At 72.1% G+C, this 24,663-nt stretch carries 21 protein-coding genes; 16 read left to right on the forward strand and 5 right to left on the reverse strand.

Features of this window, described 5'->3' with window-relative positions; translation table 11 throughout:
- Nucleotides 1-16 precede the first annotated feature (16 nt).
- The 7 genes from ACQ393_RS02325 to ACQ393_RS02355 all read left to right on the forward strand — a co-directional run bounded on the left by ACQ393_RS02325 (nucleotide 17) and on the right by ACQ393_RS02355 (nucleotide 9,000).
- Nucleotides 17-2,119 carry a beta-galactosidase gene (locus ACQ393_RS02325; RefSeq protein ID WP_430645206.1) on the forward strand — a complete coding sequence of 701 codons (2,103 nt, stop codon included), beginning with the start codon at nucleotides 17-19 and terminating at the stop codon, nucleotides 2,117-2,119.
- The gene (locus tag ACQ393_RS02330) at nucleotides 2,116-3,066 is read left to right on the forward strand and encodes a carbohydrate ABC transporter permease (RefSeq protein ID WP_430645207.1); all 951 of its coding nucleotides are present in this window, start codon (nucleotides 2,116-2,118) and stop codon (nucleotides 3,064-3,066) included. Before ACQ393_RS02325 ends, ACQ393_RS02330 begins: the two co-directional genes overlap by 4 nt.
- Nucleotides 3,067-3,203: 137 nt before the next feature.
- Nucleotides 3,204-4,010, forward strand: a complete 807-nt coding sequence (locus ACQ393_RS02335) for a carbohydrate ABC transporter permease (RefSeq protein ID WP_430645336.1) — start codon at nucleotides 3,204-3,206, stop codon at nucleotides 4,008-4,010.
- Between the two features lie 49 nt (nucleotides 4,011-4,059).
- Nucleotides 4,060-5,388, forward strand: coding sequence for an ABC transporter substrate-binding protein (locus ACQ393_RS02340; protein WP_430645208.1), 1,329 nt, complete (start codon nucleotides 4,060-4,062; stop codon nucleotides 5,386-5,388).
- 9 nt (nucleotides 5,389-5,397) lie between these two features.
- Nucleotides 5,398-7,602: an alpha-galactosidase gene (locus ACQ393_RS02345; RefSeq protein WP_430645209.1), complete on the forward strand. Its 2,205-nt coding sequence runs from the start codon at nucleotides 5,398-5,400 to the stop codon at nucleotides 7,600-7,602.
- A 31-nt stretch (nucleotides 7,603-7,633) separates the two neighbouring features.
- Nucleotides 7,634-8,395 (forward strand): hypothetical protein, encoded by a 762-nt coding sequence (locus tag ACQ393_RS02350; RefSeq protein ID WP_430645210.1) that lies wholly within the window; start codon nucleotides 7,634-7,636, stop codon nucleotides 8,393-8,395.
- A 176-nt stretch (nucleotides 8,396-8,571) separates the two neighbouring features.
- A complete protein-coding gene (locus ACQ393_RS02355) occupies nucleotides 8,572-9,000 on the forward strand; it encodes a helix-turn-helix domain-containing protein (RefSeq protein ID WP_430645211.1) in 429 nt (142 codons plus the stop codon).
- On the opposite strand, the gene ACQ393_RS02360 is transcribed toward ACQ393_RS02355, so the two are convergent.
- Complete coding sequence (locus ACQ393_RS02360) at nucleotides 8,982-9,608, reverse strand: ClpP family protease (RefSeq protein ID WP_430645212.1); 627 nt, start codon at nucleotides 9,606-9,608, stop codon at nucleotides 8,982-8,984. The two genes, ACQ393_RS02355 and ACQ393_RS02360, sit on opposite strands and share 19 nt — an antisense overlap.
- Nucleotides 9,605-10,228: a ClpP family protease gene (locus ACQ393_RS02365; protein WP_430645213.1), complete on the reverse strand. Its 624-nt coding sequence runs from the start codon at nucleotides 10,226-10,228 to the stop codon at nucleotides 9,605-9,607. The genes ACQ393_RS02360 and ACQ393_RS02365 overlap by 4 nt, the downstream gene beginning before the upstream one ends.
- Before the next feature lie 113 nt (nucleotides 10,229-10,341).
- Between ACQ393_RS02365 and ACQ393_RS02370 the strand changes: the two genes are divergently transcribed.
- Nucleotides 10,342-14,166, forward strand: a complete 3,825-nt coding sequence (locus ACQ393_RS02370) for an adenylate/guanylate cyclase domain-containing protein (protein WP_430645214.1) — start codon at nucleotides 10,342-10,344, stop codon at nucleotides 14,164-14,166.
- Between the two features lie 12 nt (nucleotides 14,167-14,178).
- Here the strand turns inward: ACQ393_RS02370 and ACQ393_RS02375 are convergent, their stop codons facing one another.
- Together ACQ393_RS02375 and ACQ393_RS02380 are read right to left on the reverse strand one after the other, a co-directional pair.
- Nucleotides 14,179-15,396 (reverse strand): hypothetical protein, encoded by a 1,218-nt coding sequence (locus ACQ393_RS02375; protein ID WP_430645215.1) that lies wholly within the window; start codon nucleotides 15,394-15,396, stop codon nucleotides 14,179-14,181.
- A 195-nt stretch (nucleotides 15,397-15,591) separates the two neighbouring features.
- Nucleotides 15,592-16,113, reverse strand: a complete 522-nt coding sequence (locus ACQ393_RS02380; RefSeq protein ID WP_430645216.1) for a MarR family winged helix-turn-helix transcriptional regulator — start codon at nucleotides 16,111-16,113, stop codon at nucleotides 15,592-15,594.
- Nucleotides 16,114-16,225: 112 nt separating this feature from the next.
- Here ACQ393_RS02380 and ACQ393_RS02385 point away from each other — a divergent pair, with 112 nt between their 5' ends.
- The 4 genes from ACQ393_RS02385 to ACQ393_RS02400 all read left to right on the forward strand — a co-directional run bounded on the left by ACQ393_RS02385 (nucleotide 16,226) and on the right by ACQ393_RS02400 (nucleotide 19,749).
- Complete coding sequence (locus ACQ393_RS02385) at nucleotides 16,226-16,801, forward strand: NADPH-dependent F420 reductase (protein WP_430645217.1); 576 nt, start codon at nucleotides 16,226-16,228, stop codon at nucleotides 16,799-16,801.
- 187 nt (nucleotides 16,802-16,988) lie between these two features.
- Entirely contained in the window at nucleotides 16,989-17,306 is a 318-nt protein-coding gene (locus ACQ393_RS02390; RefSeq protein WP_430645218.1) for a hypothetical protein, read from the forward strand.
- Between the two features lie 66 nt (nucleotides 17,307-17,372).
- A complete protein-coding gene (locus ACQ393_RS02395; RefSeq protein WP_430645219.1) occupies nucleotides 17,373-18,911 on the forward strand; it encodes a lipase maturation factor family protein in 1,539 nt (512 codons plus the stop codon).
- Nucleotides 18,912-18,939: 28 nt separating this feature from the next.
- Nucleotides 18,940-19,749, forward strand: a complete 810-nt coding sequence (locus tag ACQ393_RS02400; protein ID WP_430645220.1) for a TerC family protein — start codon at nucleotides 18,940-18,942, stop codon at nucleotides 19,747-19,749.
- Nucleotides 19,750-19,781: 32 nt separating this feature from the next.
- Here the strand turns inward: ACQ393_RS02400 and ACQ393_RS02405 are convergent, their stop codons facing one another.
- Entirely contained in the window at nucleotides 19,782-20,600 is an 819-nt protein-coding gene (locus ACQ393_RS02405; protein WP_430645221.1) for an MBL fold metallo-hydrolase, read from the reverse strand.
- Between the two features lie 36 nt (nucleotides 20,601-20,636).
- On the opposite strand from ACQ393_RS02405, the gene ACQ393_RS02410 reads away from it, so the two are divergent.
- The 4 genes from ACQ393_RS02410 (at nucleotide 20,637) to ACQ393_RS02425 (ending at nucleotide 24,622) form a co-directional block, all read left to right on the forward strand.
- Nucleotides 20,637-21,353, forward strand: a complete 717-nt coding sequence (locus tag ACQ393_RS02410) for an NUDIX hydrolase (RefSeq protein ID WP_430645222.1) — start codon at nucleotides 20,637-20,639, stop codon at nucleotides 21,351-21,353.
- Nucleotides 21,354-21,420: 67 nt separating this feature from the next.
- Entirely contained in the window at nucleotides 21,421-21,978 is a 558-nt protein-coding gene (locus ACQ393_RS02415) for a MarR family winged helix-turn-helix transcriptional regulator (protein WP_430645223.1), read from the forward strand.
- A 178-nt stretch (nucleotides 21,979-22,156) separates the two neighbouring features.
- Complete coding sequence (locus ACQ393_RS02420; protein WP_430645224.1) at nucleotides 22,157-23,413, forward strand: serine/threonine-protein kinase; 1,257 nt, start codon at nucleotides 22,157-22,159, stop codon at nucleotides 23,411-23,413.
- Between the two features lie 75 nt (nucleotides 23,414-23,488).
- Nucleotides 23,489-24,622, forward strand: coding sequence for an AI-2E family transporter (locus ACQ393_RS02425; RefSeq protein WP_430645225.1), 1,134 nt, complete (start codon nucleotides 23,489-23,491; stop codon nucleotides 24,620-24,622).
- Nucleotides 24,623-24,663: the final 41 nt, after the last annotated feature.

Here is a 24,663-nt window from a genome sequence, read left to right on the forward strand (position 1 = left end):
CACGTTCACAGAGTCAATGACGATCACCGGGAGCACCGTGGACCACCACGCGACGACGCTGGCGCCGACCCCGCCGCCGCAGGCCGAGGCTGTTCCCGCCGCCAGCCGGCCCCGTTTCCAGCACGCGGGCATCGCCTTCGGCTGCGACTACAACCCCGAGCAGTGGGACCGGGCGACGTGGCGCGAGGACGTCCGCCTCATGCGCGAGGCCGGCGTCGACCTCGTCGCGGTCAACGTCTTCGGCTGGGCCGCGCTGCAGGCTCCGGACGGCGCGTTCGACTTCACGGACCTCGACGAGGTCGTCGGTCTCCTGCACGACGCGGGCATCCGCATCAACCTCGGCACGGGCACGTCGTCCCCTCCGCCGTGGCTGACCACGCGGCATCCCGACATCCTCCCCGTCGTCGAGGACGGGACCACCCGCTACCCCGGCGGGCGCCAGGCCTGGTGCCCGAGCTCGTCCGAGTTCCGGCGCGCAGCCCTCGAGCTGGTCGAGGCCGTGGCCGAACGCTACGGCCGGCACCCCGCGGTCGCGCTGTGGCACGTCTCCAACGAGCTCGGCTGCCACAACGCGCTCTGCCACTGCACGGAGAGCACGCGCGCCTTCCGTCGCTGGCTGCGCACCCGCTACGGCACGATCGACGAGCTCAACCGCGCGTGGGGCACGAGCTTCTGGAGCCAGCGCTACACCGACTGGGACGAGATCCTCACCCCGAAGCTCACGCTCTCGAGCCGCAACCCCGGGCAGGTGCTCGACTTCCACCGGTTCTCCTCCGAGCAGCTGCTCGACCACTACCGGGCCGAGGCCGACGCCATCCGTCGCCGCAGCGACCTGCCCATCACCACGAACTTCATGGTCACCGCGCACATCCGCAACCTCGACTACTGGTCCTGGGCACCCGAGATGGACGTGATCGCCAACGACCACTACCTCGACCACCGCCTCGGCGAGCCCCGGACGGAACTCGCCTTCGCCGCCGACCTCACGCGCGGCCTCGCCGGAGGGGAGCCGTGGCTCCTCATGGAGCACTCGACGGGGTCGGTCAACTGGCAGCCCGTCAACCTCGCCAAGGAACCGGGCCAGCTCCTTCGCAACTCGCTCGCCCATGTCGCCCGCGGTGCCGACGCGGTGTGCTTCTTCCAGTGGCGCGCCTCGCTCCAGGGCTCGGAGAAGTTCCACTCCGCCCTCGTGCCGCACGCCGGCACCGACTCCGAGCTCTGGCGCGAGGTCGTCGAGCTCGGCCGCATCGTCGGTGCGCTCGACGAGGTCGCGGGCGCGCGAGTGCAGGCCGACGTCGCGCTCCTGTTCTCGTGGGAGTCGTGGTGGGCCTCCGACGCCGAGACCCGGCCGACCCACGCCATCGAGTACCTCGACCAGGTCCACGCGCTGTACGGCGCGCTCCACGACCTCGGCGCGAGCGTCGACGTGGTCCGGCCCGGAGCCGACCTCACGGGGTACCGGCTCGTGGTGGCGCCCGGCCTCTACCTCGTCTCCGATGCGGACGCCGCGAGGCTCGACGAGGCCGTCGCCTCGGGTGCGCACGCGCTCGTGACGTTCTACAGCGGGATCGTCGACGAGCAGGATCGGGTGCGCATGGGCGGATATCCCGGCGCCTGGCGCGACCTGCTGGGCGTCCGCGTCGAGGAGTTCGCGCCGGTGCTGCCCGGCACGCCCATCACGCTCGAGTCCGGCGCCTCGGCCTCGCTCTGGAGCGACCGCCTCGAGGCGACGGACGCGGAGGTCGTGGACCGCTTCGCCGACGGACCCGCCGCGGGCCGTCCGGCCGTCACCCGCCGTGCCGGCGCCGCCGCCGGCGCCCCCGGCGCCGGGGACGCCTGGTACCTCGGCACGCTGCTCGAGCGCGACGACCTGCTCGACCTCGTCGGTCGCGTCGCCGAGGGCGCCGGAGTGGTGTTCGAGCCGGGCGCCTCCGCCGACGTCGAGGTCACGCGGCGCACCGACGGCGAGCGTGCCTGGCGCTTCGTCGTGAACCACGGCGCCGACGCCGTCGAGTTCGACGCGCACGGCATCGAACTCGTGACCGGCACCGCCGTCGGCGGGCGCATCGTCGTGCCCGCCGGCGAGGTCCGGGTGATCAGAGAGGAGGGCGCGGCATGAGCGCATCCGCAGCCACACCCGCCGCGACACGGGTCGCGACGGAGGAGCAGGTCCGCAGACCCGGACCGGCTCGACGGCGCAGGATCCAGCACCCCTGGGCGATCGTCGCGTTCGTCGCGCCCTTCGCGGCGCTGTTCGTGCTGTTCTACCTGGTGCCGATCGGCGTCGCCATCTGGCAGTCCCTCCTCGTCGTGGAACGGGAGGGGACGTTCGGCGAGGCGCGCGAGGTCTTCGGCGGCCTCCAGCAGTACGCGCTCGTCTTCCAGAACGAGGCGTTCTGGACCTCGGTCGGCCGCGTGCTGACCTTCGGCATCGTGCAGGTGCCCGTCATGCTCGGCCTCGCGCTGCTGTTCGCACTCCTGCTCGATTCGCCGCTCATCCGAGGCAAGAAGTTCTTCCGCCTCGCGTTCTTCGCACCGTACGCCGTGCCCGGCGTCATCGCGGCCATCATGTGGGGCTTCCTCTACTCCCCGAACCTCTCGCCGTTCGAGGCCGTCACGAGCCGAATCGACCTCCTCTCTGCCGACTTCGTGCTGTGGGCCATCGCGAACGTCGTGACCTGGGTCTTCGTCGGCTACAACATGCTCATCATCTACTCGACGCTCCTCGCGATCCCGCAGGAGATCTACGAGGCCGCCCGGATCGACGGCGCCGGCCAGGCGCGCATCGCCTGGTCGATCAAGATCCCGCTCGTGCGGCCGGCGCTCGTGCTGACGGCGGTGCTGTCGATCATCGGCACGCTGCAGCTGCTGGCCGAGCCCCAGACGTTCCGCTCGTTCAGCTCGGCGGTGACGAGCACGTACACGCCGAACATGACGATCTACGCCACGAGCTCGATCCCGAACGTCTCGCTCGCCGCCGCGTTCTCGGTGGTGCTCGCGCTCGCGACGTTCATCCTCTCGTTCGCGTTCCTCAGATTCACCCGACGGGGCGGAACAGACGCATGAGCACCTCGATCGAACCCGACGCCACGTCGGCGGTGGCCGCGGTGAACCCGCGCGGCATCGGCCGCGACGGCGACGCGCATCCCGGTGCCGCGCGCGGGCGCGGCCCGCGCGAGAGCCTGCTCTCCCGATCGGGCGCCATGCTCGTCATGGCGATCTTCACGCTCTACTTCCTCGTGCCGATCTGGTGGCTCCTCGTGGCCTCGACGAAGTCGCGGGGGGAGCTGTTCAGCACGAACCCGCTCTGGTTCGCCGACTTCCAGCTGTTCCAGAACATCGGCGCGCTCTTCGCCTACCGCGACGGCGTCTACCTGAAGTGGATCCTCAACAGCCTGCTCTACGCCGGCTTCGGCGCGGTGGTGGCGACCGTGCTCGCCGGCATGTGCGGCTACGCCCTCGCGAAGTACCGGTTCCCCGGCCGCGAGACGATCTTCAACATCGTGCTCGGCGGAGTCCTCGTCCCCGCGACCGCACTCGCGCTGCCGCTGTTCCTGCTCTTCAGCCGCGTGCAGCTCACCGACACCTTCTGGGCGGTGTTCCTGCCGAGCGTGGTGAGCCCGTTCGGCGTCTACCTCGCGCGGGTGTTCGCCGAGGCATCCGTCCCAGACGAACTGCTCGAGGCGAGTCGGCTGGATGGCGCGGGCGAGCTCCGCACGTTCTTCACCGTGTCGATCCGCCTCATGTTCCCCGCGCTCATCACGGTGTTCCTGTTCCAGTTCGTCACCATCTGGAACAACTTCTTCCTCCCGCTCATCATGCTGCGCAGCGAGGAGTTGTTCCCGGTCACGTACGGCCTGTACGCGTGGAACTCGACCATCAACCAGTTCCCCGAGCTGCGCACGTTCGTGCTCGTCGGCTCGCTGCTGTCCATCGTCCCGCTGATCATCACGTTCCTGCTGCTGCAGCGGTACTGGCGCACCGGCCTCGGCACCGGCGCCATCAAGTAGACCCCCGACCCGGCGGCATCCGGGACCACCACCGAGAGAAGGAAAGCTCATGCGTCACACGAAACGAGCGGTCACCGCAGCCCTGCTCACGTCCGCCGCGCTGGCCCTGACGGGCTGCGCCGCGGGTGACTCCGGCTCGGGCGGCGACGCGGCGTCCTGCGAGCCCGCGGGCGAGGACGTCACGCTCACGTTCACCAGCTGGATCCCGGGCATCGAGGACGCCGTCGCGATCTGGAACGAGGCGAACCCCGACATCCAGGTCGAGGTGCAGACCGGCCCGTCCGGCAACGCCGGCACCTACCAGAACTTCTTCAACCAGCTCGAGGCGGGCAACGCCCCCGACCTCGGCCAGATCGAGTACGACGCGCTGCCGAACTTCCGCGTGCAGGACGGACTCGAGAACCTGGCCGCCTGCGAGGACGTCGTCTCGGCCGAGGACCAGTTCCTCGACTGGACGTGGGGCCAGGTCACCCTGGGCACCGAGGACGAGGTGTACGGCATCCCGCAGGACCAGGGGCCGATGGCGCTGTTCTACCGCAGCGACCTGTTCGAGCAGAACGGCATCGACGTGCCGACGACGTGGGACGAGTACCGCGACGCCGCGGTGAAGATCCGCGAGCAGGGCGGCTACATCACCAACTTCTCGCAGACCGACATCAACCAGTTCGCCGGCTTCGTCTGGCAGGCCGGCGGCGAGTGGTTCGCCAACGACGGCGACGCCTGGACGGTCGAGCTCACGAGCGACGAGTCCGTGAAGGTGGCCGACTACTGGCAGGACCTCATCGAGAACGACCTCGTCTCGACGTACCCGGCGTGGACCGACGAGTGGAACAACGCCTACAACTCGGGCGAGGTCTGGACGTGGAACTCCGCCGTGTGGGGTGCGAACTCCATCTCGTCGGGCGCACCCGACACCGCCGGCGACTGGTCGGTCGCCCTCGCCCCGCAGTGGGAGGACGGCGATGCCGCGGCCGGCAACTGGGGCGGTTCGTCGATCGCCGTCTTCAACGGCACCGACCACCTCTACGAGGCGGCGAAGTTCGCGCTGTGGCTGAACACCTCGGATGAGGCGCTCACGTCGCTGAACCAGACCGCGGCCATCTACCCGGCCACGACGGCGGGCCTCGAGCTGCCGACCCTCACCGAGGGCGTCGAGTTCTACGGCGGCCAGCCGATCTACGACGTCTTCGCCGAGGCCGCGGCCCAGGTCAACCCGGACTTCGTGTGGGGCCCGACGATGACCCAGACCTACGCCGACGTCTCCGACGGGTTCAAGGCCGCGGCCTCCGGCAGCGGCACGCTCGCCGAAGCGCTCGAGAAGGGGCAGGCCTCGACGATCTCGACGCTCGAGGCGCAGTCCATCCCGGTCGCCGAGTAGCCTCTCGCCGTGATCCATCACCTCCGTGCCGCGGGCGTCAGCCTCATCGTCGACGCCCGCGGCACGGGCGTGCCCGCCGTGCTGCACTGGGGGAGCGACCTCGGTGCCCTCGGGCCGCACGCCCTCATCGCCCTGGCCGAGGCCTCCGTCCCGGCCGTTCCGCCGTCGTCGATCGACGTGCCATTGCGGGTCGGCCTCGTGCCCACGTTGGGCGAGGGCTGGTCGGGACGCCCGGGGCTCGAGGCATCGCGCGACGCCGCCGTCGACGGAATGAAGGCAGCCGCGGCGCTCCGTGCGCCGCACCTGCGGCTCGTGCCCGGGTCCCTGGAGGTGGTCGGCGGACGCTCGGCGGGGAACGGCGAGGTCGTCGGGACGTCCGCAGGGGCGGATGTCACGGGCGGTGCGATCGCGTTCGAGGTCGTGGACGACGAGGCCGGGGTGGCCGTCTCGACGCGCCTCGAGCTGGCGCCGGAGGGAGTGCTCCGGGCCCGCCACCGCATCGCCAACCGCGGAGCGGGCCGGCTGTCGCTCGCGCGGCTCGCGACGGTGCTCCCCGTCCCGGCCCGTGCCGCGGAACTGCTCGACTTCAGCGGGCTGTGGGCGCGCGAACGCCGCCCGATCCGCAGGCCGCTAGAGCACGGCGTGCACGCCCGGGAATCCCGCCACGGACGCGGCGGTCACGACGACGCCTTCCTGATCGCGGCCGGCACGCCCGGGTTCGGGTTCCGACACGGCGAGGTGTGGGCGATGCACGTCGCCTGGTCGGGCGACACCGAGGCGTGGGCGGAGCGCAGCGCGCTCGGCCCGACGACGCTCGGCGGCGGCGAACTCCTCGCCCCGGGCGAGCTCGTGCTCGAGCCGGGCGAGGAGGCGAGTTCGCCCTGGGTCGTCGCGGTGCACTCCACGACCGGGCTCGACGGGATCTCCGATCGGCTGCACCCGTGGATCCGGTCGTGGTCGACCATCGGCGGACGGCCGCGTCCGGTCACGCTCAACACGTGGGAGGCCGTCTACTTCGACCACTCGCTCGACCGGCTCGAGCCGCTGATCGCGGCCGCCGAGCGGGTGGGGGTCGAGCGGTTCGTGCTCGACGACGGCTGGTTCCTCGGCCGTCGCGACGACCGCCGCGCACTCGGCGACTGGACCGTCGACCCGGCCGTCTGGCCCGACGGGCTCGGGCCGCTCGTCGATCGCGTCGCGTCGGCCGGAATGGAGTTCGGGCTCTGGGTCGAGCCCGAGATGATCAGCGCCGATTCCGAGCTGGCGCGCGAGCATCCGGAGTGGGTCCTCGGTCGCCCGGAGGACCCCGAATGGCGCTCGCAGCGCGTGCTCGACCTCACCGCACCCGGCGCCGCCGACCACGTGTTCGACGCGCTGGACGCGCTGCTCGCGGCGCACGACATCCGCTACCTGAAGTGGGACCACAACCGCGACCTGCTCGGCGGATCGGCGCACGCCCAGACCGCGGCCCTCTACGCCCTGATCGACCGGGTGCGAGCCGCGCACCCCGGCGTCGAGATCGAGTCGTGCGCCTCCGGCGGAGCGCGCGTCGACCTCGGCATCCTCGAACGCACCGACCGCGTCTGGACGAGCGACACCAACGACCCGCTCGAACGCCAGTCCATCCAGCGCTTCACGGGCCTCGTCGTGCCGCCCGAGTACCTCGGCTCCCATCTCGGGGCGGAGCGGGCGCACACGACGGGACGCACCTCCGAGCTCTCCTTCCGGCTCGCGACCGCGCTCTTCGGCAGCGCCGGAATCGAGTGGAACCTCGGGACCGCGACCGAGGCGGACCTGACCGCCGTCGCGGCGTGGACGGCGACCTACCGCCGTCTCCGAGGGCTGCTGCACTCCGGACGCGTGGTGCGAGGGGACGCGGGCGACGCCGCGCAGGTGGTGCACGGCGTCGTCGCGTCCGACCGCCGGCACGCCGTCATGTCGATCGCGGTCGTGGGGACGCCCCACGGGGCGCTTCCTCCGGCGGTGCGGATGCCCGGACTCGACCCGGCCGTCGACTACCGCGTGCGCCGCGTCGACCTCGGGCCCGTGCGCGCGATCCAGGACGCGGACCCGCCGTGGTTCGCGCGCGGCGAGGTGCGGCTTCCCGGGCGGGTGCTCGAGGAGGTCGGCCTGCCCATGCCGCTCCTCGCGCCCGAGAACGCGCTCGTGCTCGAGCTCACGGCCGAGGACGAGCCACCGGCCGAGGGCGGCTGACGGCGCGGGCGCGCAGGAGGATGATCGAGGCATGACGCTCCCCGTACCCGGCGTTCCCGCCGACTCCGAGCCGCCCGGCGGCGAGAGCTACGCGGCGGTGCTCGTGCCGGCCGGCGCCGCACCGTGGGAGGAAGTACTCGCGGCGCTCGGCGAGCTCGGCTTCACGGGGTGGCTCGCACCGCCCGCCGAGGACTGGGTGGTCGCCCTCGCCGTGCCCGGCGACGGCACGGTCGCCTCCGGGCGACGCGGGGTGCTCGAGACGGCGGCCGCGCTCGCCGCGACCCTCGACGCCGTCGCGGTCGCGATCCGCGTGCGCCTCGACCGCCAGCTCGTGCTGGCCGCCTGGAGCGGCGGCGAGGAACTCGGGCGGTACTCCAGTGACCCGTCGCACGAACCCGGAGCCGACGAGGACGTGCTGGACGAACCCTTCGGAGCCGACCACGCGTTCGCGTTCGCGACCGCGGCCGGCCGGCCCGACGCGGGCGAGGACCTCGCGGAGGTGCTCGAGGAGCCGCTCGACTCGGACAGCGTTTTCGAGTCCGAGCGACTCGCGCGCGTGCTCCGCCTGCTCGGGATGCCCGGATGGATCGTGGCCGCGTCGTCGCTGCCGGCCGATGTCCCGACCGGGCCGCCCTCCCGCCGGTTCGTCCGGCTCGGCGCCGGCGCGACCGGTGCGTCCGGCGCCGTGCGCGGGTGGATGGCGGGCCGCGCCCGCCGACGGATGCCGCCGCCGCCGGCGCTCGCCGATCCACCTCGCACCGCGGATCCCGGCATCGACCCCTGGCTGCTCTGAGGTCGCGGCGACTGCCTCACCTACGAGCCGGCGTAGCCGGCATGCCGCCGACCGCTGCGTCGACGAGTGGCTGGCCCACCCCGCCGCGGTCGTGCTCCCCGACGCCATCGCGACGGGGATTCTGCTGAGAGCGGATCGCCCTGTCCGCCGTCGGCGGCGGTGCGTAGCCTCGGCACATGGGCGAGACGATCGAGTTCCCGGCACGCACCGTCGAGACCGCGCCGCGATCGAGGCCGCTGTGGCGGGACGTGCTCGGCGAGGTGCTCCGCGACGAGCGTCGCGAGCAGGAGCGCATCCTCACCGAGGTGGCCCGCACCGCCGGCGTGTCGCCGCAGTACCTCTCCGAGATCGAGCGCGGCCGCAAGGAGGCCTCGTCGGAGCTGCTCTCGGCGGTGGTCGACGCGCTCGGTCTCGAGCTCGTCGACGTGGTCGGCCGTGTCGCCGGGCGGCTCTCGGAGCGGTCGGCCCGGGAGGCCGAGACGGCCCGCCGACGGGCCCGGCTGCTCGACCTGACCGCCTCGCGCGACGCGACCGCGCCGTTCGCGCCCGTGACGGCGCCCTCGCCCGCGACGGCGCCGCCGGGCGCCTACCTCCTGGCCGCCTGACCCGCGACCAGGCCGACGGGCACCTGCGCGGTGAGCACGTGGTCGGCGAGCCCGTACTCGACGGCCGCCTGCGCGGGCAGGATCAGGTCGCGGTCCGTGTCGGCGCGCAGCTGCGCCGCGGTGCGTCCCGTGTCGGCCGCGAGTGCGACCTCGAGCTCGGCACGCACGCGCAGCACCTCGTCGGCGTGCAGGATGAGGTCGGGCACGGTACCGCGTCCCTGCGTCGAGGGCTGGTGCAGCGTCACCGTGCTGTGCGGCAGCATCGAGCGCTGCCCCGGCGCCCCACCGGCGAGGAGGACGGCCGCGGGACCGCCCGCCCGTCCGACGCACGTCGTCGCGACATCCGCCCTGATGTGCCGCATGGTGTCGTAGACCGCGAGCGCGGCGCTCGGCGACCCGCCGGGGGAGTTCACGTACAGGCTGATCGGGGTCTCTCCCGACTCGGAGGCGAGGTGCAGGAACTGCGCGATGAGCACGTTCGCGACGCCGTCGTCGATCTCGGTGCCGAGGTAGACGATGCGCTCGGAGAGCAGGCGGCTGTACACGTCGAGCGAACGCTCGACACCGCCCCGCTTCTCGACGACGTACGGGATCGTGTACGAGGTCATGCGGGCACCCCCAGCCCGGCGACGGCGCGCGGTTCGAGCGGGAACAGCTCGTCGAACCGCTCGGTGACGTGGTCGATGAAGCCGTAGTCGACGGCGGCCTCGGCCGTGTACCAGCGGTCGCGGAGCGAGTCCTCGCGGACGCGCTCGACGGGGCGGCCCGTGTAGCGCGCGATGAGCCCGAGCACGGTGTCGCGCGTGTACCTGAGGTCGTCGGCCTGCAGCTCGACGTCGACGGCGGTGCCGCCGATGCCCGCCGAGCCCTGGTGCAGCAGGATGCGGGAGTGGGGGAGCGCCGCGCGCTTGCCGGGCGTGCCCGCCGTGAGCAGGAACTGGCCGGCGCTCGCCGCCATGCCGACCGCGATCGTCGCGACGTCGTTCGGGATGGCCCGCATGACGTCATGGATCGCGAGCATCGCGGGCACCGAGCCGCCGGGCGAGTTGATCCAGAAGCGGATGTCGCGGCGCGCGTCGTCGGCCGCGAGCGCGACGAGCTGCGCGCAGATGCGATTGCCGCCGGCCTGGTCGAGCTCGTCGCCGAGCACGATGATGCGCTCGTGGAAGAGCCGGCGCGTGAGCTCGGCGTCGATGGGCTGGACTGGTGGGCTCTCTCGATCGGTCATGCGCCCAGCCTGCGTCGCGGCGTGCGGTTCCGGGCGGGATGCCGCCCAGGGCAGCGCTGCTCACGGCAGCGCGAGGCGTCGTGGCTTAGATTGACACCGAGGGAGGTCTCCCCATGAACCCGTCCGGCTCGCCCGCGTCCGACCCAGGGTCGGTCGACGTGCTGCAGCCGTACGTGCCGCGCATGGTCCGCTACTGGGACGAGGAGACGCCCGGGCGCCTGCACCGTGCGGCCGAGGGGACGATGGTCCTGGTCGACATCTCGGGTTTCACCCGAATGTCGGAGCGCCTGGCCCGCCACGGCGACGTCGGCGCCGAGGAGGTCACCGAGGTCATCGACGGGACCTTCGACCGGCTGCTCCCCGCCGCCTACGCGTTCGGGGCGAACCTGCTCAAGTTCGGAGGCGACGCGCAGCTCCTGCTCTTCACGGGGGAGGGGCACCACCTGCGCGCCGCGGCCGCCGCACACGACATGCGGACCGAGCTGCGGCAGATCGACGGCTTCGCGACGAGCGCGGGCACGGTGTCGCTCCGGATGTCGGTCGGGGTGCACAGCGGCACCTTCGACTTCTTCCTCGTCGGCGGCTCGCACCGCGAGTTCATCGTGGCCGGCCCGGCGGCGACCCGCACCGTGCAGATGGAGGGGGCGGCCACCGCGGGGCAGATCCTCGTGAGTCCCGAGACCGCAGCGCTGCTGCCGCGTTCGGTCGTCGGAGCGGTCCGCGGACCCGGCCGGCTCCTGAGTCGCGGACCGCATGTCGAGCAGTCCGGGTTCCTCGTGGCTGAGAGCCCGCAGGTGGACCTCCGCCAGTTCGTCCCGGTCGGCCTCCGACGCACGCTGCAGAGCGGCACGATCGACCCCGAGCACCGGCCGGCGGCGATCGCCTTCCTGCATTACTCGGGGTTCGACCGGCTGGTCGAGGAGGATCCCGCCGGGGCGGCGGCGGTGCTCGACGCGCTGGTCGCCGACGTGCAGCGGACGGCCGACGAGCACGGGGTCACCTTCCTCGCGACCGACATCGCGCCCGACGGCGGCAAGATCATCCTGACCGCCGGCGTCCCCGACACCGCGGGCAACAACGAGGAGCAGATGCTGCTCACCGCCCGCGACATCCGTCACCGGGCTCGTCGCGATCCGCCGATCCGGGTCGGCATCACCTCGGGACACGTGTTCGCGGGTGCGGTCGGCCCGCCCTATCGGCGCACCTACACGATCATGGGCGACGCCGTGAACCTCGCCGCCCGGATCATGGCCAAGGCGCCGACGGGCGAGGTCTTCGCGACGAGCGACGTGCTCGAGGCGTCGCGCACGACGTTCCGGATCACCGAGTGCGAGCCGTTCTCGGTCAAGGGCAAGCAGCAGCCGGTGCAGGCGTACTCGGTGGGCGAGCCGAGGGGCAGCCGTGCCGGCGGGCGGTTCGGCGAGACCCCGCTGGTCGGCCGCGACGCCGAGCTCGCGATCCTCGCGCAGGCGTGGGGCGACGCCCGGAGCGGGCGCGGTCGGATGGTGGACCTCACCGGCGACGTCGGCATGGGCAAGTCGCGGCTCCTCCAGGAGCTGCTCGTCACCGCGAGCCCGGAGCGCGTGATCACGGCCGAGTGCCGGCTCTACCAGATGGCGACGCCGTACTTCCCGTTCCGCGCGCTCCTGCGAGCCGCGTGGGGACTGGAGGGCCTCGACCAGGACGCCACGGAGGCCGCGCTCGTCGACCTCGTGCGCGCCCACGCCCCGGGCCTCGAGCCCTGGCTCGCCCTCATCGGCACCCCCGTGGGACTCGCACTCCCCGAGTCGGCCGAGGTCGAGCAGCTCGACGACCAGTTCCGCCCGGCCCGCACCCGCTCCGCGGTGGCCGAGCTGCTCCGCGCCACGGTCCGGCAGCCCACGCTCTTCCTCATCGAAGAGGGCCAGTGGATGGACGAGGCGTCGAGGGATCTCCTCGGGGCGCTGATCGCCGAGGTCGAGGACGTACCGTGGTTCGTCATCGTCAGCCGACAGCCGAGCGGGCAGGGGTTCGTGGCGGTCGACGGGCCGGCGGTCACGCGCGTCGACCTGCTCCCGCTCGATTCCGGCCAGGCGACCGAGCTGATCCAGCGGGCCACGATCGGCGTCCCGCTCCTCCCGAGCCAGGTCGCGGCGCTCGCCGCACGGGCGGAGGGCAGTCCGCTCTTCCTGCTCGAGCTGCTCCAGGTGCTCCGCGGGGGCGCCGCGGTCGACTACCTCCCGCAGTCCATCGAGGGACTCATCGCCGCCCGCATCGACCGGCTGCCGCCGTCCGACCGCAACCTCCTCCGGCGCCTCGCGGTGCTCGGCGCCGGGTTCCGGCAGGAGCACATGTCGGCCGTGCTCGGCGCCTCCGTGGCCGATGCGGGCCGGCAGGTGAAGACCCTGCGGCGGCTCGGCGGCTTCCTCACGGTCGATGCGACCGGGTGGGTCCAGTTCCAGCACAGCCTGATCCGGGATGTCGCCTACGCGGGACTGCCGTTCAAGACCCGCCGCGAACTGCACGCGCAGGTCGGCGATGCCATCGCCGCCGCCTCCGCCGGCCATCCGTCGGGACAGGTCGAGCTCCTCTCGATCCACTACTCCGAGGCCCATCGGTGGCCGGAGGCGTGGGAGTCGTCGCGGGTCGCGGGCCGGCGCGCCAAGGAGATCTATGCGAACCTCGAAGCCGCGACGTTCTTCCGGCGAGCGCTCAGCGCGTCGCGCCACGTGGCCGACCTCCCGCCCGCCGACGTCGCCGACGTCTCGGAGTCGCTGGGCGACGTGCTCGAGCAGGCCGGGCTCTTCGAGAACTCCGTCGAGGCGTACGGGCAGGCGCGCCGCCTCGTCCGGGACGACCCGATCCGCTCCGCCGACGTCCTGCTGAAGCGCGCTCGGGCTCGCGCCCGCACCGGAGCCTACGTCACCGCCTATCGCGACCTCACGACCGGTCGGCGACTCGTCGCGGAGATCGGGAGCGCCGAGGCGCTGCGCGCGACGGCACGGCTGAACGCACTCAACGCGCAGATCCGCCAGTTGCAGGAGCACATGCCCGCGGCCGTGCGCCTCGCCCAGCAGGCGATGCTCGAAGCCGAGGCGTCCGGCGAGCGTGAGGCACTGGCGCGGTCCTACCAGGTGCTGGACGCCGCGTACGTGATGCTGGGGCAGTCCGCGAAGGCGGTGTACGGGGAGCGCGCGCTCGCCATCTACGAGGAGCTGGGCAACCTCCCCGGCACGGCCGTCGTGACGAACAACCTGGGCGGGCAGGCGTACTGGCAGGGCAGATGGGAGGACGCCGTCGGGTTCTACGCCCGCGCACGCGACGCCTTCCTCCGCGCGGGGAACGAAGCCGAAGCGGCGACCTGCGGGGCGAACATCGGCGAGGTGCTCGTCAGCCAGGCACGGTTCGGCGAAGCCGAGGAGGTCCTCGTTCCGTCGGTCCGCGTCCTTCGCGCGCACGGCCTCGTCGACGCGGCGATCTTCGCCGAGATCCAGCTGGCCCGGCTGCGTCTGCTTCGGGGCGACGAGGGGGCGATCGAGAGCCTGTCCGAGCTTCGTGCGGAGGCCGTCCGGACCGGCCAGGTCCAGTCGGCGATCGAGGCGGCCGTCCTCGTCGCCCACGGACTCGTGCTCGCCGGGCGCCCCGAGGATGCGCTCGACACGCTCGGCGAGACCGAACAGCGCGCCGGAGGCGAGGCCGAACTCTACGGCAGCACCATCGCGCGGACCCGGGCATCGGCGCTCGCCGCGCTCGGCAGGGTTCGGGAGGCGCAGGACGTGGTCTCGGCCGGCCTGGCGCAGGCCCGCGAGCAGGACCTGCCGTTCGAGATCGCGCAGCTCCTCCTCATCGAGGCGGAGCTCACCGGCGATCCGTCTGCCGCGCAGTCGATCCGGGCCGAGGCCGATCGTCTCCTCCGCGAGCTCGGCGTGGTCGAGACCACGCCGAGCCGCCGCGGATGACGGAGCGAGTGCTCAGCGCATCTTCGGGTCGCCGATGCCGACGACGTCCCACTCGGTGCGCACCTGGGTCGTGGAGTAGACCTTCGTGGTCTCGGAGACGATGCACCAGGTGTCGCCGTCGGGGATCACGCCGGTGTCGATCGATCCGGGCACGTCCGGGTTCGCGAACGGGTCTCCCGCGCACCACGGCATGAGTGCGAACTCGATCGGCCCGTCGTCGTCCTGGTCGTACTCGAGTTGGTTGGTGACGGGGTTCGAGGCGAGCTTCGGAGCGAACGCGACCGTGCCGCGGTAGGCCGCGAGTTGGGGCGGGTCGACGTCGACGGGCACGAAGCTCAGCGTCTCGGCGACGACGTCGGCCGAGAGGGTGTAGGGCTTCAGCACGCAGTCGGTCCCGTCGGGGTTCTCCAGTCGGGTGAAGGTGCCGTAGACGTTGCCCTGGTCGATCGTCGCGGTGCCGTTCTCCGGCGTGCAGCCGAGCTCGCCCGTGTAGCCGGTCAGGTAGAAGATCGTGTCGAAGGCGGGGTCGTTGCCGAAGTCCCAGCTGCCCTCGAGCGACACCTCGCCGCTCACGGGCTGGAGCTTCACCCCATCGAACTCCGAGCTCGGTTCGATGGTGACGTAGCAGTTGTCGTTCGGGCCCGAGTCGGGGCCGGAGTCGGACGCGTTGCGGCAGTTGACGACCGGCTGGGCCGTGGTCGCCGTCGCCGTGTAGGGCGCGGTCGTGCTGCCGTCGACGCCCTGGCCCGGGACGATGCCGCCGCCGGCACGCACCTGGAACGTCTCCACCGCGGTGCCGCCGAGCGACACCGTCACGTCGACCCGGACCGAGCCCTTGAGCTCGAGGTCGAGGGACGCACGCACCGCGTTCGGCACCGCCTCGAGGCCGACCGTGAGGAACTCCGTCGAGTCCACACGGGCACAGGGCACGCCCGTCGAGCCGCCGGTCTTGATGCCGACCGAGCCGTCCTTCAGGCCCGGTCCGCGGTCGCTGCCTTCGATCGAGGCGAGTGGTCCCGTCACCGTGATCTGGCAGTTCTTCGGAGTGCCGATGGCCTGCGTGATCGGGTCGCCCCCGTTGCTGTAGACGAACTGCGTGGCGTCGCTGCCGAGATGGAGCCGCAGCGTCTCCTCACCGGTTCCGGTGGCGCTCAGCGTCGTGGCGCCGATGCCGAGTGCGAGTGCCGCAGCCGCCGCGGCGGCGAGTGCGAGAGATCGAGCCGTGTTCATCCTGGGCCTCCTGGAGCGCAGGTGATCCGGGCGGTCGGGCTCCGTCCGAGGTCACGAATGCGCTCATGCTAGCGACGCGCCGCCGCTGCCACGACCCGCGTACAGGGGGTGCTGCATCGATCGTGACCTTCGCCCCGCCGATGCTCCGGCTGCTGCGGCTCGGCCTCGACCGGCGGGCCGCATCGACCGATCCGATCAGCCGGCTCGGGCGATCGCGGGCCCCTCGCTGAACTGGCACGCCGTCGCCGTGAGCCGCTCGTCGGGATCGAGTCGCGCGAGCACGGCGCCCGCGATCTCGTAGAGCTGTCGGAGCTGCTCGGGGGAGAGCGCGTCGAGCACGTACCGCCGGACCGTCTCGACGTGCCCCGGGGCTGCGTCGTCGATCAGCTCGAGCCCCGAGTCGGTGATCGTGGCGTTCGTCGCCCGACGGTCGGTCGGGCATGGGAACCGACGGATCAGCCCGCGCTCCTCGAGCCGGCGGGCGACGTGCGAGAGACGCGGGAGGGTGGCGTTCGTGCGCGAGGCGAGGGCGGTCATCCGCATCGTGCGTTCCGGCGCGCCGGCGAGGGCCATCAATGCCGCGTACTCGAAGTGCGTGAGCTGCACGTCGTGCAGGAGCTGCTGGTCGAGCACGCCGGGAAGGAGTTCGGAGAGCGCGACGAGCCGCACCCAGGCGGCCGATTCCTCGGTGTCGAGCCAGCGCGTGTCGTCGGTCATGCGCCAAGTCTCCCACATTCAGTTGACACGACAACTGAAAGTGCGTACAGTGATGGTTGTCGCAACAAGTTGTTGCAACAACCAATGCGTCGGAGGGCGCGGGAAGGACATCATGACCACCGTCAGCATCATCGGGAACGGCAACATGGGCACCGCCATCGGCGGCATCGTCGCGGCCGGGGGAAGCACCGTCGAGTACGTGGGGCGCGACGCGACCGACCCGATCACCGGCGACCTCGTCATCCTCGCCGTGCCCTACCCGGCGGTCGCCGACATCGTCGCCGCTCGCGCCGACCAGCTCGCGGGCAAGGTCGTCGTCGACATCACGAACCCGCTCGACTTCGAGACCTTCGACTCCCTCGTCGTGCCCGCCGACGGCTCGGCCGCCGTCGTCATCGCCGCCGCACTGCCTGAGTCGCGCGTCCTCAAGGCCTTCAACACGAACTTCGCCGCGACGCTCGCCGCCAGGACCGTCGGCGGCGCACAGCCCACCACCGTCCTCGTCGCCGGTGACGACGAGCTCGCCAAGCGCGCGCTCATCGACGTCGTCCGTGCCGGCGGGGTGAACGCCGTCGACGCCGGCGCCCTGTCGCGCGCCCGCGAGCTCGAGTCGATCGGCTTCCTGCAGCTCACCCTCGCCGTGCAGGAGAAGGTCGGCTGGAACGCCGGCGTCGCCCTCGTGGCCTGATCTCGCACCGGCCGCAGCGCCCCGCAGCCGGTCGGCTCGGGGTGCTGCGTCGTCGTCGGCACATGCCCTCCGAAGCCACGCCGGCGCAACCCGTTGACTCGCCCCGCCTGCGGGAGGACCGTGGAGATGACGGACTGCGGTCCGCGACCGCGATCCCGGCCAGCACCGCAGCCGGGAGGAGTACGAGATGAACGCCGATCCGCTGAACCCCTGGGAGGCCCAGGACCGACTGGGCCCGGCCGGGGACCTCAACCCCGAGAGCCCGGACCTGACCGGAACGATCAACACGCTCGCATTCGACAGCGCGTCGGCCGGCGGGCCGGGTGATGCGTTCCCGGGCGAGGAGACCGCCGAGCGCGAGGCCGCGGATGCCGAGCAGACCGCGGCAGGCGGCGTCGGCGACACCGGTCCGGAGCCCGCGCCCGACTCGAACGACCTCGAGGCCGAGAACGAGGTCGAGGAGGAGACGATCGAGACCGTCGACCCGGCGAATCCGCCCGCCTGATCCGCGTGCCGTGGTCGGGGGCCGTCCGGCCGCCGAACGACGACGCGCCCCGGCCGGGGTGACCACGTGGACTGGACCGCCTGGTTCGACGCCCGCGATGCCGACCTCGCGCGCGAGGTGCTGCAGCGCGGCATCGCCGCGCTCTTCCTGGTCGCGTTCCTCTCGACCCTGAACCAGTTCCGGCCGCTGCTCGGGACGCACGGGCTCCTGCCCGTGCCCCGACTCCTGCGCGCCGTCGACGACGCCGAACGGCGCGCGCGCGAGCGCGCAGGACGCTCGGGCGAGACGGTCGGCCGGCTCGCGCGGACCCGGGGGCGCGGCTACCTCGGACCCACGATCTTCCGTCGCTGGGGGTACACCGACGCCCGGTTGGCAGCAGTCTGCGCGGTCGGCATGCTGCTCGCGACATCCGTCGTCATCGGGCTGCCGCAGCTCGGACCGCCCTGGCTGCCGATGCTCGCGTTCCTCGCGATGTGGGCGCTGTACCTGTCGATCGTCAGCGTCGGCCAGACCTTCTACGGGTTCGGATGGGAGATGCTCCTCTGCGAGGCCGGATTCCTCGTCGCGTTCCTCGGCTCGCGGGAGGTGCCGCCCCCGCTGCCGACGGTCGTGCTCGTGTGGTGGCTCGTCTTCCGGCTCGAGTTCGGGGCCGGCATGATCAAGATCCGGGGAGACCGCGCCTGGCGCGACCTCACGGCGCTGTACTACCACCACGAGACCCAACCCATGCCGGGCCCGCTCAGCCGGCAGGCGCACCTCCTGCCGAAGTGGTTCCACCGGGTGGAGGTGGTCGGCAACCACGTCGCCCAGCTCGTGGTGCCGTTCCTGCTGTTCGCGCCGCAGCCGGTGCGGACCGCCGCCGCCGCGATCATCATCGCCACGCAGCTCTGGCTCGTCGTCACCGGCAACTTCGCGTGGCTGAACTGGATCACCATCGTGCTCGCCTTCGGCGCGGTCGGCGACGCGGCGGTGCAGTGGGCGTTCCCCTGGCTGCCGCTCGAGGCGATCGAGGCACCGGCGGATGCCGCGAGCCCGCCGTGGTGGATCGCGCTCGTGCTGCTCGTCACCGTGCTCATCCTCTGGCTCAGCCGGCATCCGCTCAGGAACCTGTTCTCGAGGCGCCAGCTGATGAACGCGAGCTTCGACCGCTACATGCTCGTGAACGCGTACGGCGCGTTCGGGTCGGTCACGCGGCAGCGGGTCGAGGTCGTGGTCGAGGGCACGGCCGACGACCCGCGCGATCCGGAGGCGGTCTGGGCCGAGTACGCGTTCAAGGGCAAGCCCGGGGACCAGCGCAGGGTCCCGCGCCAGTTCGCGCCCTACCACCTGCGGCTCGACTGGCTCATGTGGTTCCTCCCGCTCGGCAGGATCGAGGAGCCGTGGTTCCTGAGATTCCTCGAGCGCCTCCTCGAGGCGGATGCCGCGACGCTGAAGCTCCTCGCGCACGACCCGTTCGAGGGCGACCGTCCGCGCGCGGTGCGCGCGCGCACCGAGCTCTACCGCTTCAGCACCCGCGAGGAGCACCGGCGGACCGGCCACGTGTGGGTGCGCCATCCGCTCGGCACCGCGATCCCGCCGATCGCGCTGGACCCGGATCGCGCGTGAGGGACCCGCGCTCGGGGAGAATGGCGGAATGGACTTCTCCCTCGAGTTCACGCCCGACCTGCTGGCCGTGTTCCTGACCCTGTTCGTGCTCGAAGTCGTGCTCGGGGTCGACAACGTGATCTTCATCTCGATCCTCGCCGCGAAGCTGCCGGTCGAGCAGCAGGCGAAGGCGCGCAACCTCGGCCTCACGCTCGCGATGCTGATGCGCATCGGGCTCGTGTTCGCCGCCGGCTGGATCATCACGCTCAAGGAGGACCTGTTCGAGATCTGGGGCATGGGCTTCTCGGGCCGCGACCTGATCCTCATCGCGGGCGGCGTCTTCCTCGTCTACAAGGCGGTCAGCGAGATCCACCACAAGCTCGAGGGCGACGAGGAGCACACGACGGGCGCGGGAACCGCCACCTTCGGCGCCGTGATCGCCCAGATCCTGGCGCTCGACATCGTCTTCTCGCTCGATTCCGTGATCACCGCCGTCGGCATGACCGAGAACATGATCGTGATCATCACGGTCGTCGTGCTCTCGTTCGGGATCATGCTCTTCGCGGCGCGCTACATCTTCGCGTTCGTCAACCGACACCCCACGGTGAAGATGCTCGCGCTGTCGTTCCTGCTGCTCATCGGCGTGTTCCTCGTCGCCGACGGCTTCGGCGTCAAGATCGACAAGGCGCTCATCTACGTGCCCATGGCGTTCGCGATCTTCGTCGAGGCGCTGAACCTCGCCGCGGCCGCCCGCAAGCGCAAGCGCGCCGGCGAGAAACCCGTCGAGCCGGTGCACCTGCACCAGCAGTACGTCGACGACACCGGCACGGCGCTCGACCGGGAGCCCGCCGGGCGCTGATCCGGACGGAAATCGAGCCGTCGGGCGCGCGCTCAGGCGTCGGAGCCGCGCAGGTACTCGAGCTGCGCTCGAACGGATGCTTCGGCCGCGCCCCGCACGGCGGGGTCGACGTCGGCGTACACCGTGTCCGTGACCGCCTGCGCGGTCGCGTCGGCGCCGAGGTGCGCGAGCGCGGTGCGCACCTGGTCGAGCCGGTCGGCGCGATGCGCGAGGTACGCGTCGCAGATCGCCGCGAGGTCCGGCAGCACCGGTCCGTGACCGGGGAGCACCGCGACGGGGCCGGCGTCGCCCGCGGCGATCCCGATCGTGAGCAGCCGGTCGAGCGACCCGAGGTACGGTCCGAGCGCGCCGTCGGGGTGGGCGATGATCGTCGTGCCGCGGCCGAGCACGGTGTCGCCGGTCAGGACGGCGAGCGGCGCCTCGGAGTCCGGGTGGTCGGAGGATCGGAGCGCGACGCACATCGAGTCGGAGGTGTGGCCGGGGGTCGCGAGGATCTCGAGCCGGAAGCCCGCCGCGTCGATCGACTCGCCGTCCCGGAGCGGCTCGGCGTCGCGGCACCAGACCGGATCGATCGCGCGGACGGGGGCGCCCGTGAGCTCGGCGAACGCATCGACCGCGTCCGTGTGATCGGGATGGCGGTGGGTGACGAGCACCAGGTCGACGCCACCCTCGGCGAGGCGCGCGAGGTGCGCGGCATCCGTCGGGCCCGGGTCGACCACCACCGAGCCGCTCGCACCCGGGGCGCGGAGCAGCCAGGAGTTCGTGCCCTCCAGGGTCATGGGCCCGGGGTTCGGCGCGCGGACGAGCGTGATGCCGTCGGGGATGAGGAGCGCGTCGGCGGACTCGGCCATGCTCCGAAGTGTAGCCACCGGCGTATCCTGTTCCGCATGCATGTCGACGTGGGCTCCGACGGCGAGCCCGCCGTCGGGTCGGCCGCCACCGTCGTCGTGATGCGGCAGGGTCCGCGCGGCGTCGAGGTCCTCCTGGGCGAGCGCCCGCGTGATCGTGGATCGTTCGCGGGCGCCTGGGTGTTCCCCGGCGGCGCGGTCGACGAGGCGGATGCCGCGGGCGACCGGATCGACTCCGCGGCCGCCGCACGTCGAGCGGCGGTGCGGGAGACGTTCGAGGAGGTCGGCCTCGTGCTCGCCGCCGACGACCTCGTCGAGTTCGCGCTGTGGCATCCGCCGAAGGGCGTGCCCAAGCGCATGCGAACCCGGTTCTTCGCGGCGCCGGCGCCGGAGGGCGAGCTGCGGCTCGCCACGGCCGAGTTCATGCAGGCCGAGTGGCTCACGCCGGTCGAGGCGCTCGAGCACCACGCGGACGGAGCGATGACGCTCTTCCCGCCCACGTGGGTGACGCTGCACGAGCTGCGCCGGCACGCGTCGGTCCCGGCGGCGCTCGCCGCGCTCGACGCGCACGAGCTGCGCGCCTTCGTCGGTCGGTTCGACACCGACCGGACGACCCTGTACTGGCAGGAGGACGAGCACTTCCACACGGACGATCGCGAGCACCGAGCCGTGCCGGACGACGGACCGGATGCCGACGGCCCCCGGCACCGGCTGATGATGGACCGCCTCCCGTGGGTGTACCTGCACTCGTTCTGACCGGCTCGCGGCCTTCACCAAGCATTTGCTAGATGGTCTAGTTACCAGCTGGTGTAATATCTGTGGGATGTCTGACGAGCGGTCCTCGGGGTACTGGTATTCCGCCGATCGCACCCGCAGGGGGGTGGCGGTCCTCAACGCGCTGCGCGACTACCGCGCGGCAGAGGCGGCGATGCGGCGGCGGACGAGGTCCGCGATGCGCATGGGGGAGACCGACCTCCTCGCCATCCGGTACCTCTTGAAGCGGGAGGGTGAGGGGCGCTCGGTGAGCCCGAAGGACCTCGCCGCGTACCTCGGGATCTCGTCGGCATCGACGACCGTGCTCATCGACCGGCTCGTGCGGAGCGGGCACGTCGAGCGACGCCCCCACCCGACCGATCGACGTGCGCTCGTGATCGCACCCACGATCGCCAGCGACGACGAGGTCCGGGCGACGCTCGGCGACATGCACCGCCGGATGATCGAGGTCGCCGAGGCGCTCGACGACGACCGGGCCGTGGCCGTCCTCGACTTCCTCGGCGCCATGCGCGACGCGGTCGACAGCGTCCAGGACGCCGAGGGCGAAGCGGCCCCGACGGCCTCGGTGACGGCCATCGACGCCGCTCGCGCGGCCTCCGGCGCCTGAGTCGCGGCGCAGTCGCTGTCGCTCCGACCCGAGCGTGTCAACCCCACACGCCGGAGTTGTCCGGCCGGGCAACCGCGCTGATACTTCTCAGAGGGAAGTTGTGCAGGGAGATACTAGTTAGATAAACTAGATAAATACCCCGCAGAATTCGGCACGTCGCCGAGGAGAAGAGGCCGCCATGCACGGGATGCCGCCGATGGACGGTGCGCCCTCGGGCGCCGGGCCCGGTCCGGCGGGAATGCCGGGCGTCGGCGTCCGCACCGATCCGACCCGGCGGACGGACCCGCTGACCCCCACCGACCCGGGGCGTGCCGCGGGCGGCGACCCGGGCGTGCGGACCGATCCGGCGGCGATGCCCGTCGTGCCCGGCGCACCGACGTCATCCGGCGCATCGGGGGTCGACGCGCCGGCGTCGCCCGCGACGGACGGGGAGGGGCTCCTCGACGCGCCGAGGTACGAGTTCCTCGAGCACATCGGCTCCGGCGGCATGGCCGACGTCTACCGGGCTCGCGACAACGAGCTCGGCCGGCACGTCGCGGTGAAGCTCTTCCGGGAGGGCGAGGAGACCGTCGCCGACCAGCAGCGACGCGAGCGGGAGATCAACCTGCTGAGCGGCCTCACCCACGTCGGCCTGGTGCCCGTGCACGACGCCGGACGGCTCATCCATGCCGGCATCGAGCGCCGGTACCTCGTGATGGAACTCATCGACGGGCTCTCGCTCGCCCACCGCATCGCCGAGGGGCCGATCAAGCCGCGGCAGGTCGCCGACGTCGGGGCGCAGGTCGCCGACGTCCTGAGCTACGTGCACGGGCGCGGCGTCATGCACCGCGACATCAAGCCCGAGAACATCCTCGTGAGCGAGGTGCCGACCTTCGGGTACACGCTCATGACACGACTGGCCGACTTCGGCGTCGCGCAGTTCGTCGACGGCACGCGGCTCACGGGCCACGGCACGATCATGGGCACGGCCGCCTACATCTCGCCCGAGCAGGCCCGCGGCGAGGAGGTCACGGCGGCCACCGACATCTATTCGCTCGGGCTCGTGCTGCTCGAGGCGCTGAAGGGCGAGCGCGAGTACACGGGCACGCCGATCGAGGCCGCGCTCGCACGGCTGCACCGCCCGCCGGAGATCCCCGAGGACCTCAGCCCCGAGTGGCGCGCGATCCTCGGTGCGATGACGGCCGACGACCCCGCAGTCCGCCCCAACGCGCACGACGTCGCGAGCACCATGCGCGACCTCATCCGGCTCATGATCCTGCAGACCCAGGTCCGCAAGGGCCGCCTGCCGATCTGGGCGCGGGCGAACGACGAGTCCGACTCGGCGACCGCCCGGCGTCGGCGGACCGCCGGTCTCGCGGGCGTCGTGCTCGGCGTCATCGGGGTCGGCATCGCCATCGTCGTCGGCATCGCCGCGAGCACCGGGCTGATCGGGTAGTGCGACCCGTCGTGCGCCCGCTCGGCACGGCGCGCCGACCGCGTCCGAGCGGGCGGCGGGGCTAGCGTCGCAGCCATGTGGAGACGTGTGGCCGGGGCCATCGAGAAGCCCGAGCCGGCCGTGCAGGCCGAGGTGACCGCCGACCGCGATCCGACCGCGCCCGAAGTGCGCGTCCGCGCGTTCCGGATCGGCTTCATCGGAGCGCTCGGCGTGCTCGTCGCGCTCTTCGTCGGCGGGATCGTCGGGCAGCTCAGTACCGTCATCCTCTACATCGCGCTCGCGCTGTTCCTCGCGCTCGGGCTCGACCCGATCGTCAGTTGGCTGCAGCGGCGGGGGATGCCGCGCTGGGTCGCGATCCTCATCGTCTTCGCGATCGTCATCGGGCTCTTCGTGGGCCTGATCGCGACCATCGTGCCGATCGTCGTCACCCAGATCACCGAGGTGGTGACGAACTGGGAGCAGATCGTCGACGACGTGAAGCAGAGCGACCTGGTCGCCTGGATCGGGTCGCTCACCGGCAGCAGCACCTGGATCGAGGACGGCGTCGCGTCGATCGGCGACTGGTTCGGGAACCCCGACAACATCGGCGCGCTCACCGGAGGCCTCCTCGCCGTCGGCGCGGGCATCGCCGGCGGGTTCACCGGCGCGACGATCGTGCTCATCCTCACGCTGTACTTCCTCGCCTCGCTCGACTCGATGAAGCGGTACGCGGCGCGCTTCGTGCCGGCGTCATCGCGCAACGGCTTCGTCGACGTCTCGCAGGAGGTCACCGGTTCGGTCGGCCGCTACGTGATCGGGCAGGTGGGCCTCGCCTCGATCAACGGCGTGCTGAGCCTCGTCTTCCTGTCGATCATCGGGGCGCCGGCGCCGATCTTCCTGGCGTTCATCGCGTTCCTGTGCTCGCTCGTGCCGCTCGTCGGAACGCTCACGGGTGCGGTGGTCATCACGCTCGTGAGCCTCACCGCGTCGCCCGCGACCGGCTTGGCCGCCGCGATCTACTACCTCGTCTACATGCAGCTCGAGGCGTACGTGCTGAGCCCGCGCATCATGAGCCGCGCCGTCGCGGTGCCGGGTGCGCTCGTCGTGATCGCCGCGGTCGCGGGCGGCACGCTCGGCGGCGTGCTCGGGGCGCTCGTCGCGATCCCGGTTGCGGCCTCGCTCATCATCATCGTCGAGAAGGTGATCTTCCCGCGGCAGGACGCGGCGTGACGACCCGGGCGCGACGCCGCCGGACACCGACCGGACGGGGC

Source organism: Agromyces sp. GXS1127 (genome assembly GCF_050565425.1).
Taxonomy (GTDB): Bacteria; Actinomycetota; Actinomycetes; order Actinomycetales; family Microbacteriaceae; genus Agromyces.